The sequence below is a fragment of the Plantactinospora sp. BB1 genome, from assembly GCF_003030385.1.
Lineage (GTDB): Bacteria > Actinomycetota > Actinomycetes > Mycobacteriales > Micromonosporaceae > Plantactinospora.
The window spans coordinates 1707266-1722232 of the sequence record NZ_CP028159.1 but is presented as its reverse complement, the minus strand read 5'-3'; the positions used below and the strand labels follow the sequence as shown (position 1 = coordinate 1722232).

At 71.7% G+C, this 14967-nt stretch carries 14 protein-coding genes; 7 read left to right on the top strand and 7 right to left on the bottom strand.

Annotated features, from left to right (window positions below):
- Genes C6W10_RS07255 through C6W10_RS07245 form a run of 3 tightly spaced genes read left to right on the top strand, consistent with a single transcriptional unit; the run spans position 1 to position 3665 of the window.
- Positions 1-1953, top strand: a complete 1953-nt coding sequence (locus tag C6W10_RS07255) for a hypothetical protein (RefSeq protein WP_107257383.1) — start codon at positions 1-3, stop codon at positions 1951-1953.
- 4 nt (positions 1954-1957) lie between these two features.
- On the top strand, positions 1958-2503 hold the full coding sequence (locus C6W10_RS07250; protein WP_107257382.1) for a hypothetical protein: 546 nt from the start codon (positions 1958-1960) through the stop codon (positions 2501-2503).
- Positions 2504-2528: 25 nt separating this feature from the next.
- A complete protein-coding gene (locus C6W10_RS07245; RefSeq protein ID WP_107257381.1) occupies positions 2529-3665 on the top strand; it encodes a M23 family metallopeptidase in 1137 nt (378 codons plus the stop codon).
- 368 nt (positions 3666-4033) lie between these two features.
- On the opposite strand, the gene C6W10_RS07240 is transcribed toward C6W10_RS07245, so the two are convergent.
- From C6W10_RS07240 to C6W10_RS07225, 4 genes are all read right to left on the bottom strand, one after another.
- Entirely contained in the window at positions 4034-4867 is an 834-nt protein-coding gene (locus tag C6W10_RS07240) for a MerR family transcriptional regulator (protein WP_107257380.1), read from the bottom strand.
- Positions 4868-4890: 23 nt separating this feature from the next.
- Positions 4891-5790, bottom strand: coding sequence for an alpha/beta fold hydrolase (locus tag C6W10_RS07235; protein WP_107257379.1), 900 nt, complete (start codon positions 5788-5790; stop codon positions 4891-4893).
- A 360-nt stretch (positions 5791-6150) separates the two neighbouring features.
- Positions 6151-6417: a hypothetical protein gene (locus C6W10_RS07230; protein ID WP_234361653.1), complete on the bottom strand. Its 267-nt coding sequence runs from the start codon at positions 6415-6417 to the stop codon at positions 6151-6153.
- Positions 6414-6728 carry a DivIVA domain-containing protein gene (locus C6W10_RS07225; protein WP_369938019.1) on the bottom strand — a complete coding sequence of 105 codons (315 nt, stop codon included), beginning with the start codon at positions 6726-6728 and terminating at the stop codon, positions 6414-6416. Before C6W10_RS07225 ends, C6W10_RS07230 begins: the two co-directional genes overlap by 4 nt.
- Before the next feature lie 427 nt (positions 6729-7155).
- Here C6W10_RS07225 and C6W10_RS07220 point away from each other — a divergent pair, with 427 nt between their 5' ends.
- Positions 7156-7383, top strand: coding sequence for a winged helix-turn-helix domain-containing protein (locus C6W10_RS07220; RefSeq protein WP_199853886.1), 228 nt, complete (start codon positions 7156-7158; stop codon positions 7381-7383).
- Positions 7384-7519: 136 nt separating this feature from the next.
- Positions 7520-8149, top strand: a complete 630-nt coding sequence (locus C6W10_RS07215) for a hypothetical protein (protein WP_107257377.1) — start codon at positions 7520-7522, stop codon at positions 8147-8149.
- 13 nt (positions 8150-8162) lie between these two features.
- On the opposite strand, the gene C6W10_RS07210 is transcribed toward C6W10_RS07215, so the two are convergent.
- Positions 8163-8720: a hypothetical protein gene (locus C6W10_RS07210; RefSeq protein ID WP_107257376.1), complete on the bottom strand. Its 558-nt coding sequence runs from the start codon at positions 8718-8720 to the stop codon at positions 8163-8165.
- A gap of 194 nt (positions 8721-8914) precedes the next feature.
- On the opposite strand from C6W10_RS07210, the gene C6W10_RS07205 reads away from it, so the two are divergent.
- Entirely contained in the window at positions 8915-11692 is a 2778-nt protein-coding gene (locus tag C6W10_RS07205; RefSeq protein ID WP_369938017.1) for an FtsK/SpoIIIE domain-containing protein, read from the top strand.
- Complete coding sequence (locus tag C6W10_RS07200) at positions 11689-12129, top strand: hypothetical protein (protein ID WP_107257374.1); 441 nt, start codon at positions 11689-11691, stop codon at positions 12127-12129. The genes C6W10_RS07205 and C6W10_RS07200 overlap by 4 nt, the downstream gene beginning before the upstream one ends.
- Positions 12130-12193: 64 nt before the next feature.
- On the opposite strand, the gene folE is transcribed toward C6W10_RS07200, so the two are convergent.
- Together folE and ftsH are read right to left on the bottom strand one after the other, a co-directional pair.
- Positions 12194-12868, bottom strand: coding sequence for a GTP cyclohydrolase I FolE (gene folE, locus C6W10_RS07195; RefSeq protein ID WP_107257373.1), 675 nt, complete (start codon positions 12866-12868; stop codon positions 12194-12196).
- 41 nt (positions 12869-12909) lie between these two features.
- Positions 12910-14934 carry an ATP-dependent zinc metalloprotease FtsH gene (gene ftsH / locus C6W10_RS07190; protein WP_107257372.1) on the bottom strand — a complete coding sequence of 675 codons (2025 nt, stop codon included), beginning with the start codon at positions 14932-14934 and terminating at the stop codon, positions 12910-12912.
- Positions 14935-14967: the final 33 nt, after the last annotated feature.

Below are 14967 nucleotides of genomic sequence, written 5' to 3'. Positions count from 1 at the left end.
ATGAGGTTCGGAGCCCGGCTCGCCGCCCTGCTGCTCGCGATCGGGGTGCTGGCGACCGCCACCCTGGTCTGGCCGGTGATCGGCGGCGCCACGCCGGCCTCCGCCGCCGTGCCGGTGCCGAGCCAGGCCAAGGTCGCGCTCTGCACCACCGCCGAGTGGGAGGCGAACTTCCGGGACTGCGTCGACCGGCTCGCCAACGTCGGCCAGCACATCCGGGACTGTGTCACCGCGCCCACCCCGAGCGCGCCCGACCAGGGGCTCGGCGGCTGGTTCGCCACCCGTCCCGAGGCGAGCAGCAAGCCGGGCGTGAAGGGGATGTACACCGAGTACGGCAACGCCGGCTACAGCTACGAGACGTACGACGACTCCGGCGGCTGCGCCTCGGACGTGATCGACCCGGGCAGCAAGGTCTTCAACAAGATCGCGGACGGCGAGATCCGGATCGCCGCCGCCATCATCGGCGCCTCGAACGCGCTGCGCGAGCGGGCCTGGGACCCGAGCAGCATGTGGGACTGGGCCGACCCGCTGGTCGAGCAGGCCACCAAGGCGGTCTACGAGCGGGTCTTCAGCGTCTTCGGCATCATCACCCTCTGCGTCGTCGGCGTCTACCTGCTCTGGCGCTCCCGGCAGTCCGACATGAGCAACGCGATGACCACCGCCGGCTGGGCAGTGCTGGTGATGGTCGCGGTGACCGCGATCGCCGCCTGGCCGGTCCGGTCCGCCAACGTCGCCGACGGCACCCTGGTCACCACGCTGAACGTGGTACACGAGGCGGTCGGCCCCCGGGACAAGAGCATCCCGGCCGACCGCTGCGGCTCGCTCAACCCGGCCGGCTGCAAGGACAACCGGCCACCGGCGCTGCGGGCCAGTGACACCGCGACCGAGACGATGCTCTACCGCAACTGGCTGCGCGGCGCGCTCGGCTCCTCGGACAGCGAGACGGCCCGCAAGTACGGCCGGGCGCTCTACGACGCCAAGGCGTTCACCTGGGAGGAGACCGCCCGGATCGCCGCCAACCCGGGCACCCGGCAGACCACCGTCTCCGCCAAGCAGGAACAGTGGATGAAGGTCGCCCAGCAGATCCAGCAGGAGGACCCGGAGGCGTACGAGTACCTGCGCGGCGCCCGCGACTCGGACCGGATCGGCGCCGGGCTGATCGCCATCCTGGCCGCGATCCTCTTCGCGATGTTCGACCTGACCGCGTCCGTACTGGTGCTGCTCGGCTTCCTGCTCTTCCGGTGGGCGGTGATCGCCGCCCCGGTGCTCGGCACGGTCGGGCTGCTCCGCCCGGCCAGCGCCGGGCTGCGCCGGCTGGGCAACGCCGTCGTCGCCGCCGTGTTCAACATCGCCATCTTCGGCACCGGTGCGGCGATCTATCTCTTCGCCGTCGACCTGGTGATGAGCACCTCCACCATTCCCGGCTGGCTCCAGGTGGTGCTGGTCTGGCTCTGCGGCGTGGTGGGCTGGCTGCTGCTACGGCCGTACCGCCGGATCACCCAACTCGGCGGCAAGGACAGCACCGAGGTGATCGCCTCGGCCGGCTCCTGGCACCGCCGGTTCTTCCGGGACGTCCGGGCCGCGTCCCAGCTCGACGACCCGGACCACCGCACCGACATCCGGGTCAAGAACCGCAGCGTGGTGATCCAGCAGACCAACGTACGCCCGGAGGCCCGGCACGAGGACCCGGCCCAGACCGGGGCCGGCAGCCGCTCGGAGAGCAGCCCCGAGCGGGGTACCGAGGCACCCGACTCTCCCCCGGCGGCGGCCCCGGGTGGCGGCTCCGGCTCGCGCCCGGACCGGGCCCGGCCGTCCCGCCGCCGGCCGGCGGAGTGGACCGAGCCCGACGTACCGGTGGAGAACCCCTCCTACGTGATCTACCGGCCCGACTCCGCGCCCGCCCCCGACCCGACGCCCGCCCCCCGGGCGCCCCGGATCCGCTCCGAGGCGAGGTGACGGGATGCGGCGCGCCGTCGAGTTCCTCTTCACCCGGCTCCTCCGGTCCCGGCTCGGGATCGCGATCGTCATCGCCGTGCTGGTGGTCGGGATCGTCGGCGCGGCCCGGCTGATCGCCGGCCCCGGCGACGACCGGCCCGGACTCGTCGGCGGTACGCCCGGCCCGATCAGCATCACCGACCCGGAGGCCGGCGACGACGGGCTGACCGTGACCGAGGAGCCGTCGCCCCGGACCAGTCCCGGCGCGCCCGAGCCGGCACAGGTGGCCCGGTCTTTCGCCACCGCCTGGCTGGACCACCGGGACACCACCGCCGACGAGTGGCACGCGGGGCTGCGGCAGCTCGCCACCGACAATCTCGCCGAGCAGTTGACCGGGGTCGACCCGGCCACCGTGCCGGCGGACCGGATCACCGGGGACCTGCTGGCCGTACCGCAGAACGACAGCCTGGTCGAGGTGGTCGTACCGGTGGACTCCGGCGAACTGCGGCTCGGCCTGGTGGCGGTGCAGGGGCGTTGGCGGGTGGACACGGTGGACTGGCAACGGCGCTGAGCGGGCGCGGGGAGGTGGGTGCGGGATGACCGACCGGGGTCCGACCCGGCGACCGGTACGGCGGGTCGCGCTGGCGGTGGCGCTGACCGGCGTACTCGCGCTGCTCTGCTGCGTCGGCGGCACCGGCGCGTTCCTGGTGACGATGTTCGCCTCCGAGGAGGAGAACCTGGCGGCGGCGACCTTCGGCTGCGGCGACACCGAGCCGGTCAAGACCGACGGCGACCTGCCGCTGGTCGGGCCGTACAAGGCGAGTCAGATGCGGAACGCGGCGATCATCATCAAGGTGGGCCGGAAGATGGGGCTGCCGCCCCGGGCCTGGGTGATCGCGGTCGCCACCGCGATGCAGGAGTCCGGCCTGACCAACCATGGGCATCTCGGCGACCGCAACGACCACGACTCGCTCGGACTCTTCCAGCAGCGGCCCAGCACCGGCTGGGGTACGCCGGAGCAGATCCGCAACCCGGAGTACGCGGCCCGGAAGTTCTACGAGAAGTTGAAGACCATCCGGAACTGGCAGAAGCGGTCGCTCACCCGGGCCGCCCAGGCGGTGCAGATCAGCGCCTTCCCAGACGCGTACGCCAAGCACGAGCCGCTGGCGACCGAGATCGTGAACGCGTTGACCGGCGGGGCCGCCCGGGCCGCCGGTACCGACCTGGGGCTCGGCTGCGCCGACGGGGCGGAGATCGCCGCCTCGGGCTGGACCGCCCCGATCCCCGGCGGGGTCGGCTCCGGATTCCGTACCGCCGCCCGGCCGGCGCACAACGGGGTCGACATCGGCGCGCCGAAGTACACCACGGAGATCCGGGCGGCGGCGGCCGGCCGGGTGCTGGTCTCCCGCTGCGACCCGGACCGGCGGGGCCGGTTGAGCTGCGACGTGGACGGCTTCCCGGGCAAGGGCGGCTGCGGCTGGTTCGTCGACATCCTGCACGCGGGCAACGTGATCACCCGGTACTGCCACATGGTCAACAGACCGATGGTTTCCAAGAACGACATGGTGGAGGCCGGGCAGGTGATCGGGCGGGTCGGATCGAGCGGCAACTCCTCGGGGCCGCACCTGCACTTCGAGGTGCACCTGCGCGGCGACCGGAGCCGGCACGGCGCCATCGACCCGGTGCCGTTCATGCGGGACCGCGGCGCTCCGCTCACCGGAAATGAGCGGTGATACATCAGGTGCAACATGCGTCCGCGACGACTGCAAGCGTCCTGGATTTCGGTGGCGCGTCGGGGCCGGCCGAGGCGTCAGATGTTGACGGCGGCGGCCGTGCTGGACGCGATGGCAAGCGGTCCGGAAGAACTACTAACCAGCTTTGAACGCCCACAGCCGCAGCGCCTCGGCGAGGAGGAGTTTCGGCTTCCGCTCATGCCGAATTCCGAGCGTTTACACAGCGTGATCAGCCTCGGGTAGTGCATCCCGTCAGGACCCTCACCCTTTGCGGCTTGCCGTAGTTCTGGGGAGTCCTGGGCCGTCTCGGTCAACATCAGTGCCGAAGCCGCTGCCGGCGGCCCCGCCCGGCGGGGCTTCGCCCGCCGTCACCGATCGCGCCCGGAACGCCGCGATGCGGTGTCTTCTTGCCATGTTCCGGCCGCATCCGGTGTGGGGTTCACACGCTTGAGTTCGGTCCAGCCGGTCCAGCCTCGCTTCTTCAGCAACTCGATCAGCCGACGGGCCGGCGGCACAGTGTCGAACGCCAGCGTGTCCATCAGCTTGACCAGCGGTGGCTCGATGTGGGTGTCGTCGACGTAGTCCTCGCCCCGTTCGTCGGCCATCTGCGTGATGTAGGCGGCCAGTTTGTCGGCCAGCTCGACCAGCCGTGGGTCGTCGTCGGTGCGGTCTAGTGCCTGGCCCAAGGTGAGATAGAAGCCGATGAGCTGTGGGGCGGCGATCTGCTCACGCTTGCGTGCCATCCATTCCGGGACTCGCTCCGGTGAGTGCGCGGCCAGCGGGATCCAGCCGTCGCGCTCGACCTGGACGATCCGCTCGTCGACCCCGAGCGCCCGCAGCCGGTCGAGATACTCGACCACCACCGGGGGCAGCGCCAAGCTGTCCCCGGAGGCGAGGCGGGCGATCCCCTCCCGGTGCCGTTGCCGCTCCCGGATCTCCGCCCGCAGCCGCTTGTCGATGTCTGCGACCGCCGCGGCGAACTCCTCCTCGTCGGCCTGCAGCAGCTCCCGCACTCGCGCCAGCGGGACCCCGGCCTCGGCGAGGGTCCGGATCTTGATCAGCTCGACCACGGCGCCGGCGTCGTACCTCCGATAGCCGGAGCGATCCCGCTCCGGCTCCGGCAGCAACCCCTTGGCGTGATAGTGCCTCACCGCACGCACCGTCACTCCGGCATACGACGCCAGCTCACCGATGGTCAGCATCGCATCAGTCTCCTACAGCGCGTTCAAGGAGTCGGCTTGGCCGACTGCGCCTTGTTACTCCGGATGATCTCGGCGATCTCCGGGGCGTGGGTGAAGGCCAGCTGGTGGTCGGCGTCGAGCCAGAACGCGGCGATGTGCGGCTGCTCGCGGACAAGCCGCTCGACGCCGGCACGCCAGTTCTGATTCAGGCGCGGCGCCGGTTCTTCATCGCTGTCGCCGGCCATCGAGGTCGACATGATCATGCTGATGGGTCGGTCGATCTTCCTATATCGATGAAGGATCCCGGACCGAACCACATCGATCTCGACATTCAGGTCAAGAATCTCCTGGGCGGTGAGCAACACCTGGCGGACGGTGCCCCGCAAGGATTCCTGCTGCGTTGCCAGCTTCTCCCATAGCGTGAGAAACGCCGCCGCGTCAGCCTCGGTGATGAACGGTTCGGGCACCGGGTTCGCCCCGTCGATGAGAACAAGCCCGGCGACGGTGTCAGGATGCTCGGAGGCATAGCGCACCGCCAGGTCCGCACCCAGTGAATAGCCCACAAGCAGGGGCGCCGAGGGCAGGTCAAGGCGTTCCAGCTCCGCCATCACGGCGACGAGATCGCTGAGGAAAGCCTCGAAGGAATACCGGTCGGCGGCCGAGGCGAGGCCATGGCCCCGCAGGTCGAAGGTCACTACATCGTGGTCATGCCGCAGCAGCTCAGTCAGCTCGTGCAGGTCTGCCTGTGTCGAGTTCAGCCCGGGGCACAGGACCAGCGGTCGTCCCCGGCCGCCGCGCGACACCGGGATCGTGACACCGTCGTGATGGATCGTGAAGTGCCGCATCGTCCTGTCGCCTCTCTCGGTCCGCTCCCGATCGTCGCCGTGATCGCCGCGCGACTCGTGCGGTCCGGCTACCTCCACAGCAGTGGTTCTCATGGTCATGCCACCATGCTGAAAGGTTGCCCCTGCGTCAGGGTCAAACCGCCGCCCAGCGACATGACCTCGCACCCGCGACCGCCAGCCCGTGCCCACACCGGCTGCGGCTGGCCGCTCGAACAAGGTCAGGTGCGCACATCTGCTGCGATCCGGTGCGAGCGCGACTGAGAGCGGCGACAACGGATCGCAGTCGGCGAGACGATCTGCCGTACGACATGGAGGATTGCTCGACAGACGTCGTTGACCCTTCTGATACTCGATCTCTGTACGCTCCCCGGCGTACCTACCTGTGCACTCGTGCCTGTACGCCGACAACAGCCGTCCAGACGAAGCCGCCCGGCACAGTCGGCGCCGAGCACCACATCGTCATATCGACCGCCGTCGTACTCGTGGGGTGCACGGAATTTCGTGGTCGATCCGCAGTCCGCAGCGGCGGCCGTTGGGCAGCCGCCGGGTGCAGAAGACCCGATGGCGTACGTCCGGGTTCCGTTCTTCCGAGACGGTGGTCTCCGGCACGTCCACGCAGAGGAAGGTCAGCGCCCGAGCGACGGTCCGGGCCAGGACACGTGCCCGGGGCAGGTCGGTCGTGACGATCGTCAGGTGGATGACGTACCGATGCAGTTCGATACTCACCGTCGCGCCATCGCGCGCATGGTCGGCGCCTGGGCGGCCTGCCAGCGTCGCAGCGCGTCCTTGATCCGGGCCGCCTCCTCCTGACTGTTGGAGAGTTGGGCATAGACGCGGCCGAGGTCATCGGCAACCTGGTCGAGAAAGGCCGAGACCTCGTCCGGGTCCAAGCCGCGCCAGGTCGTCCGGAACCGCCGGCCCCGCACCTGCCAGGGTCGCATCGGCTGGTACGGCCGAGAGCGGCGCTCGCCGAGCACCGAAGACAACCGGTCCGCTCCCGTCGATCTCGTCAGGATGCGCCGAAGGAGTTGTCGCACGCCCGTCCATCCTTTCGCCTGGTGTTCCGTCCTGTTCCCGTCCTCGTGCCTGCGCTGGTGGTGGGGGTGGCCCGGCCGTTTCGGGTCCGCCCGGACCACCCCGCCCCGGCCACCGCAGCCCAGAGCGGCGGTACGGCAACAGGGGCAGCCGTGCTGCGGCAGGAATATTTCTCTGTCCACTCGATCGATTGTGAAGATCACTTACTGCTAGCTGGTACCGGAGTGGTGTTGCGGCGCTCGCAATGCCGTGCAGAGGTGCCAACCGACCACAAAGGCCCTGCAACCGCCGTCTGCGAAGTTACTCGGCCAGCGTCACCTACGTCAAGCATGTCATCTAAGGATGCAGTGTCATTTCACGTACCTGCATTGCCTATGTCGAGAACCACGATCAATACTGGATGGGCCAACCGACCGCAAGGGACGAACTGTGCCTATCCCGCCGACCATGAACGAGCTAATCGACGATCTTGTAAAGCGCATCAAGGAGGGCGACTTCCCACCCGGCACCCAGATTCCCTCGACCAGCGATCTGGCCGACCACTACGACGTATCGCCATCGACCATCTCGCGAGCAGTGGCCCGGCTCCGCCAGCGCGGAATCCTGGTCGGCCGCCCGGGTCGCGGCGTCTTCGTCGCCGAGAAGCCAGGACGATGACGGCGGCGACCTGTCCGCAAGATCTGGTCGGCTGACCGTCACGCACTGTGTTGCCGTCGAAGTGGGAGCCTGGAGAATAGCGGTGTCAGGCGCCGAGCGCGTTCCGTCCAGGAGCCACAGGTAGGTCGAGCGATCCGTGAGTCACGATCCCCTTCCCGATCCCTTCGCCGGCCAGCCCGACTGGGCGCCGGGGCCGCCCCGACCGATCGTGATCGCCGCCGCCGCGAACCGGGTGGACCTGCGCGGCCGCCGGGTGCTGGTCGGGCTCCCCGGGCTCGGCTGGCGCGCCGACCTGCGGGCGGACGAGCGGGTGGTGCAGGGCAGCCGCACCTACGTGCCGGTGCTGGCCGAGCACGAGTGGTATCGGGCCGAGGCGGAGCAGATCGAGGTCTTCGCCCCGCTGGTGCCGGCGGAACGGGTCTGGGTGGAGACCCTCGGCGAGGTCTCCCCGTGGGACGCCAGCACCCCGCCGATCCCCCGGCCGGCCCGGCCGGACGTCATCTCCCGGCTGGTGTCGCTGGACGCGCCGACGCACCGGGCCCCGGTGCCGGTGGTCGAGGCGGACGCGGTCGCCGGCCGCCGGGTGGTGCAGATCGCCGACGCGGTCGAGCGGCGCGACCTGCGCGCGGTCACCGAGGTCTACACCAGCGGCGACGGGGACATCTGCGTCCGCGTCACCGCCGAACTCGACTGGTACCGCTGGGCGTGGAGCGGCCGGCCACCGACCACGCTGGAGGTTCCGGTGCACCTGCTCTGGATCGAGTGACCCGGCGGGCCCGTCAGGTCGCCGGGTCGGCCGTGCAGACCCGCCAGCCGTCGTCCTGCTCGGTGCCGAAGCGCCACCGCTGGTGCTCGGTCTGCGAGAGGTTCTCCACCAGGTACGAGATCACCAGCTCGACGCCGACCTCGGCCCGCTCCCCCTGTGGGCGTACGTCCAGCGGCCCCCACTTGACCACGAAGGTGATCTGGAACTGCTTCTCCCGGGCCGTCAGGTCGGCGCGCAGTTGCCGCAGCGGGGCGAGCCCGGCCGGGTCGGCGCACTCGAACTCACCGGCGAGTACGTCGTTCTCGTCGACCAGGTAGGCCCGCAGGTAGTTGTCCACCACCACGTCGGGGGCGCTCCGGTCGGGGGCGGTGAACCGGTCGTAGGCGACGTACGCGACGGCGGCGCCGGCCAGGCAGAACAGCGCCAGTGCGCCGCCGACCACCGCCAGCACCAGGCCCAGGCGCCGACGAGGTGGCGCCGGTGGCGGTGCGACCGGCTCGGGAGCGGCCTGTCCGGGCGGGGTCCGCTGGGTGGGTACCCGGGACACCTGGGAATCGGCCGGGGGGTGCACTGATTCCACCCCCTGAGGCTAGCCGCTGCCGCCTCCGTACCCAATGGGCGCGAATTCCAGCTTGGTAACCAAAAGGGATCAATCGGTGACCCTCCGCCAGGTCCGGCTATCTGTGCCACGACCATCCCCGCAGGTCCGCGAAGATGCCGCCGCGCTGGGATACCGTCTCAGACCAGGACGAGGGGGTTGGTGCGGTGGACACCTGGAGGGGACCGACCGGGCACGCCGCCACGCTGCGCTGGCGGGCCGCCGCCGGCACCGCCGCCGTACTGCACCGCCGGGCCGCCGCCACCACCGCCGCCGCGGCCACCGCCCTGGAGGCGATCCGCCCGATCCCCGCCGACCAGCGGGAGCAGCACGAACTCGCCGAACGGCTGCGCGCCGCCGCGAGCGAACTCGCCCCGGGCTGGCTCGGCGCGCCGCTGGACGCCCAGTCCGAGGACGCCCCGCTCGGTGGCCCCGCCCAGCCGGCCTTCGTGCGGATCGGCACCGCCCAGCCGCTGGACGACGCCCGCTTTCCGGTGCTGGTGCCGCTGCTCGGCACCGGCCACCTCACCGTCGACGCGGACAGCCGCGATCCCCGGGTGGCCGGGCTGCTCCGGTCCGTACTCCTCCGGCTGCTCGCCGCCGCCCCGGCCGGCTCGCTGCTGGTGCGGGGCGTCGACGCCACCGCCGGGGGCCAGCTCTTCGCGCCGTTCGCCCCGCTCGCCGACGCCGGCCTGATGCCGCCGCCGGTCACCGACCGCACCGGCCTGCGGGCCGTGCTGGCCGAGGCCGAGCAGTGGGTACGCCCCACCCGGCCGGCCACCGCCCGCTACAACCGGCACGACCGCACCCTGCTGCTGGTGGTCGGCTCGCTGCCGGAGCTGACCGAGGCGGGCGACCTGGCCCGGATCGGTGCGCTGGCCCGGGAGGGGCCCGAGGCGGGACTGCACCTGATCGTGGCCGGCTGGCCACCTCCGCCGCTGACCGCCGAGACGAGTCAGGCACCGCTCTCCCGCTCCACCATGATCGCGATGCGCAACCCGTACGCGCTGGTCGGCGATCCGCCCGGTGCCTCGTTCAGCGCCCCGGTGCCGCACCTGCCCGGCACCGGCCTGAACGCGCCGGTCTTCCTCGACGAGTGCCCGCCGGTACCGCTGCTGGACCGGGTCTGCCGGGACCTGGCCGCGCGGTTCCACGCCGACTACCGACGTACCCTCGACGACCTGCTGCCGGAGCCGGCGGACGGATTCTGGACGGAGTCCGCCGCCGACGGGCTGAGCACCCCGGTCGGGCACGACGGCGACCGGACGGTGCCGCTCGGTTTCGACGAGCGCACCCCGCACTGGCTGGTCGGCGGCCGGGGCGGTGCCGGCAAGAGCGCCTTCCTGGTCAACGTCCTCTACGGGCTCTGCACCCGCTACCACCCCGACGAGTTGGCGCTCTATCTGGTCGACTTCGCCGACGGTACGGCCTTCACCGAGTTCGTACCGGAGCGGGCGGACGGCTCCGACGGCACCGGGCCGGGCGGGCCGTGGCTGCCGCACGTCCGGGCCGTCGGGGTGCAGGCCGACCGCGAGTACGGCCTCACGGTGCTCCGCGAACTCGACGCCGAACTGGACCGCCGTGGCGCGGCCGACCCACTCCCGTCGGCGGCGGTGCCGAAACGCCCGGCCGGCGCGGCGCCGGTACCCGCCCAGCGGGGCGACGCCGACCGCCCGACCCCACGGATCATCTGCGTGCTCGACGGGTACCCGCTGCTGCTGGCCGAGGAGGACGCGCTCGGGGTCGAGGCGCTGGCCCGGCTGGAGTCGGTGGCCCGGCGGGGGCGGTCGGCCGGGGTACACCTGATCCTGACCGGCCGACCGGCGCCGGCGCTGGCCGCGCTGCGGGCCCGGCGGGACTCGTTCCTCGGCCAGTTCCCGGTCCGGGTGGCACTGCCCGGCGGCACGGACGTGCTGGAGCCGACGAACGACTCGGCGGCGGGCCTGCCGCTGGGTACGGCGGTGGTGAACACCGCCGGTGGGCTCGGCGGGCCGCGCGGCGCGACCCGGGGCCACGAACGGACCGTCCGGTTCCCCGATCCGCACGCCGACCCGGGCGTGCTCAGCGGGCTCCGGCACCGGCTCTGGGCGGACCGGCCCGCCGGGATGCCGGCACCGGCCGTCTTCACCGGCTATCTGACCCCGCTGCCACCTCCGGTCCGCACCGACGACCCGGAGTCCCTCGACGGACCTGTTCGGGTTGACGAGCCGCACCCGGCGCCGACCGACGGGCGGCCAGCGCCGGTCGGTGTGCCGGTCGGGCTGCTGGTCGACGTCTCGCCGCGCCCGGCGGAGCTGCCGCTCGACGCGACACCGGGCCGGCACCTCGCGGTCCTGGGGCCGGACCCGACCGGCGCCGGGGTACTGGCCGGCGCCGCCCGGGGACTCGCCGCCCGGCATCCCGCCGGCAGCGTCGAGTTCGTCGTCGCCGCGCCGGGCCCCGACCCGGTGGCGGAGTCGCTCGCCGCCGCGCTGTCCCGGCGACATCCGGTGCGCCGGGTGGACGCCGCCGGGCTGGGCGGGGCGCTGAAACTGGCCGGGCCCGGCTGTCTGGTCGCCTTCGGGATGGACGAGCTGGCGGCGGCCCCCGAGCTGTCGACCGAGCGCCTCCGGGCGCTGCTGCGCGACGGGCCGGGCCGGGGCGTACACCTGCTGGGCTGGTGGCGGGCGGTCGCCCCGTTCGCCGACCTGGTCGCCGTACCGGCGGTGCCCGAGCAGCCCGCAGCGGCGGAGCCCGAGGAGGTCGCCGAAGCGGCCGTCGCGGCTGCGGCCACCGTCGACGGGCTGCTCCTGCTCGACGTACCCGAGTCGGAGCTGACCCGACTGCTGGGCCGGCCCGTACGGTGGCGTCCCCACCCCGGCCGGGCGCTGCTCTACGACCGCCGGACGGACCTGGCCAGCCTGGTCGTCCCGTACGGCCCGCCGGGCGGAGAGGGCACACCGTGAGCGGGGACGCCTGGCAGGACTACCTGGCCGCCGCGCAGCGGCTGGACGCGGTACGCCGTTCCGCCGCCACCGCCGCCGCCGAGCAGGAGCGGGGCGTGCACAGCGCCCGGGAGGAGCTGGCCGGGGTACGGGCCCGGCTGGTGCCCCAGCAGTCCCGGCTGCGCGCGCTGGGCGTCGCCGAGGCCGACCTGATGCCCTCCGAGCCGGAGGTGGCGGCGGCCGGTCGGGCGATGGCCGGCGGTCCGGAGGCGGTACTCGCGGCGCTGCGGGAGGCCCGGACGACCGCGGACGCGGCGGACGCCGCCACCCGGCTGCCCGGGGCCGGTCCGCTGCCCTGGAGCCGGGTACTGCTCTACGGCGCGCTCCTGACGGCGTTGCTCGGCCTGCTGGCCGTGCTCTGCCTGGGCGGCGTCTACCTGGCCGGTTGGCGCGGTTGACCGGCCCGGCCCGGCCCGGCAGCGGCGACCGGCCCGGCAGCGGCCCGGGAAGCGGCTGGCGGGGTCAGGCGGCGCGGCTGGCGTGGATCAGGGCCATCGCCTCGGCGCGGGACTTGGCGTCCCGTTGCAGCGCGCCGCGTACCGCCGAGGTGATGGTCTTGGCGCCGGACTTCTGGATGCCGCGCATCGCCATGCACATGTGTTCGCACTCCAGCACCACGATCACGCCGCGCGGCTCCAGCTTGGTCATCAGCAGGTCGGCGATCTGCGAGGTCAGCCGCTCCTGCACCTGTGGCCGGCGGGCATAGACCTCGACCAGCCGGGCCAGCTTGGAGAGCCCGGTGATCCGGCCGTTCTCGCCGGGGATGTAGCCGATGTGCGCCGAGCCCCGGAATGGCAGCAGGTGGTGCTCGCAGAGGCTCATCACGTCGATGTCCCGGACGAGTATGAGTTCCTCGTGGTTGGCCTCGAAGGTGGTGCTGAGCACCTGGGCCGGGTCGACCCGGAGCCCGGCGAAGAGTTCGGCGTACGCCCGGGCGACCCGGGCCGGCGTCTGGACCAGGCCGTCCCGGTCCGGGTCCTCGCCGACGGCGATCAGGATCTCCCGGACCGCCTTCTCGATCCGGGCCAGGTCGACGGCGTCCTCGACCGGCCCGCCGCCGAGCTTGCCGTTGACCAGCCGGGCGGCGAGGTAGTCCAGCTCGTCGTCGCCGTCCGGCTCGGTGGCTGACGCGGACAGGCCGCCGACGTTTCCGCCGGCGGCCTGGTAATTCGCTGCGTTCAGTGTGGGCCGTCCGAGTTGGGTGCGGTGTTGTTGGTGTTGCCCCCGACGGTCGCCTGGACGCCGTCCGCCTCGGCCTGCGCCTTGAGCTTCTCCTTCTCGGCCGGGGTGAGCACCGGCGGCTCGGTCGACGGCTGCCGCTTGCCGAACCCGTTGTACGGGGCCATCGGCGGCCGCTTGACCACCCGGGCGCAGATCCGCGCCATGTCGGCCGTGGAGAGGGTCTCCTTCTCGATCAGCTCCAGCACGAGGTTGTCGAGGACGTCCCGGTATTCCACCAGGATCTCCCAGGCCTCGTCGTGGGCCAGCTCGATCAGCGACCGGATCTCGGCGTCGATCTCGGCCGCCACCGCGTCGGAGTAGTCCCGCTCGTGCCCCATGTTGCGGCCCAGGAACGGCTCGTCGCCGCTGGTGCCGTATTTGATGGCGCCGAGCTTGCTGCTCATGCCGTACTGGGTGATCATCGCTCGGGCCAGCGCGCTGGCCTTGACGATGTCGTCCGCGGCACCGGTGGTCGGCTCGTGGAAGACGAGTTCCTCGGCGGCCCGGCCGCCCAGCGCGTACGCCAGGGTGTCGATCATCTCGGCCCGGGTCTGGGTGTACTTGTCCTCGGTCGGCAGCACCAGCGTGTGCCCGAGCGAGCGGCTCCGGGAGAGGATCGTGACCTTGTGCACCGGGGCGGAGTGCGGCAGCGCCCAGGCGACCAGGGCGTGCCCGCCCTCGTGGTAGGCCGTGATCTTCTTTTCCTTGTCGCTCATCACCCGGGTCCGGCGCTGCGGGCCGGCGACCACCCGGTCGATCGACTCCTCCAGCGACTCGTTGGAGATCGCCCGCTTGTCGCTGCGGGCGGTCAGCAGCGCCGACTCGTTGATCACGTTGGCCAGGTCGGCACCGGTGAAGCCCGGGGTACGCCGCGCCACCGCGTCGAGGTCGACGTCGGGCGAGAACGGCTTGCCCTTGGCGTGCACCCGCAGGATCGCCTTGCGGCCCTCCATGTCCGGGGTGTCGACCGCGATCTGCCGGTCGAACCGGCCGGGGCGCAGCAGCGCGGGGTCGAGGATGTCCGGCCGGTTGGTGGCGGCGATCAGGATCACGCCGCCCTTGGTGTCGAAGCCGTCCATCTCGACCAGGAGCTGGTTGAGCGTCTGCTCCCGCTCGTCGTGGCCGCCGCCCATGCCGGCGCCACGGTGCCGGCCGACCGCGTCGATCTCGTCGACGAAGACGATCGCCGGAGCGTTCGCCTTGGCCTGCTCGAAGAGGTCGCGGACCCGGCTGGCGCCGACACCGACGAACATCTCGACGAAGTCGGAGCCGGAGATGGAGTAGAACGGCACACCGGCCTCACCGGCCACGGCCCGGGCCAGCAGCGTCTTACCGGTACCGGGCGGGCCGAAGAGGAGCACGCCCTTGGGGATCTTGGCGCCGAGGGCCTGGTATTTCGCCGGGTTCTGCAGGAAATCCTTGATCTCGTGCAGCTCCTCGACGGCCTCCTCCGAGCCCGCGACGTCCGCGAAGGTGGTCTTCGGGGTGTCCTTGGTGATCATCTTGGCCTTGGACTTGCCGAAGTTGAGCACCCGGGAGCCGCCGCCCTGCATCTGCGACATGAAGAGCAGCAGCAGGATCACCAGAATGACGATCGGCAGCAGGTTGACCAGCAACGAGACGAAGAGGTTGTCGCCGGAGACCTCGGTGTCGATCGGGCCGCTGATCCGGCCGGCCGCCTTCGCGGCCGCGACCGAGTTCCAGACCTCGCCGCCCACCTCGTAGGGGAACTGGGCCTGGATCTTGTCGGTGTCGGTGTCACCGAACTTGGCCGAGTTCTTCAGGTCGAGCTGGAGCGTCTGCTCCTTGTCCTGGAAGATGGCCTTCTCGATGTCACCCTTGTTGAGCTGGTCGAGCACCACGTTGGTCTCGACCTTGTGATAACTCGGGCCACCGCTGAAGAATGAGCTGAGCGCTATCGCACCGATGATCACCAGGATGATCCAGACCACCGGGCGGCGGAAGAAACGCGTACGTTCCATGCTGTTGTCGAGCGCCGTAACGCCCGGACCCTC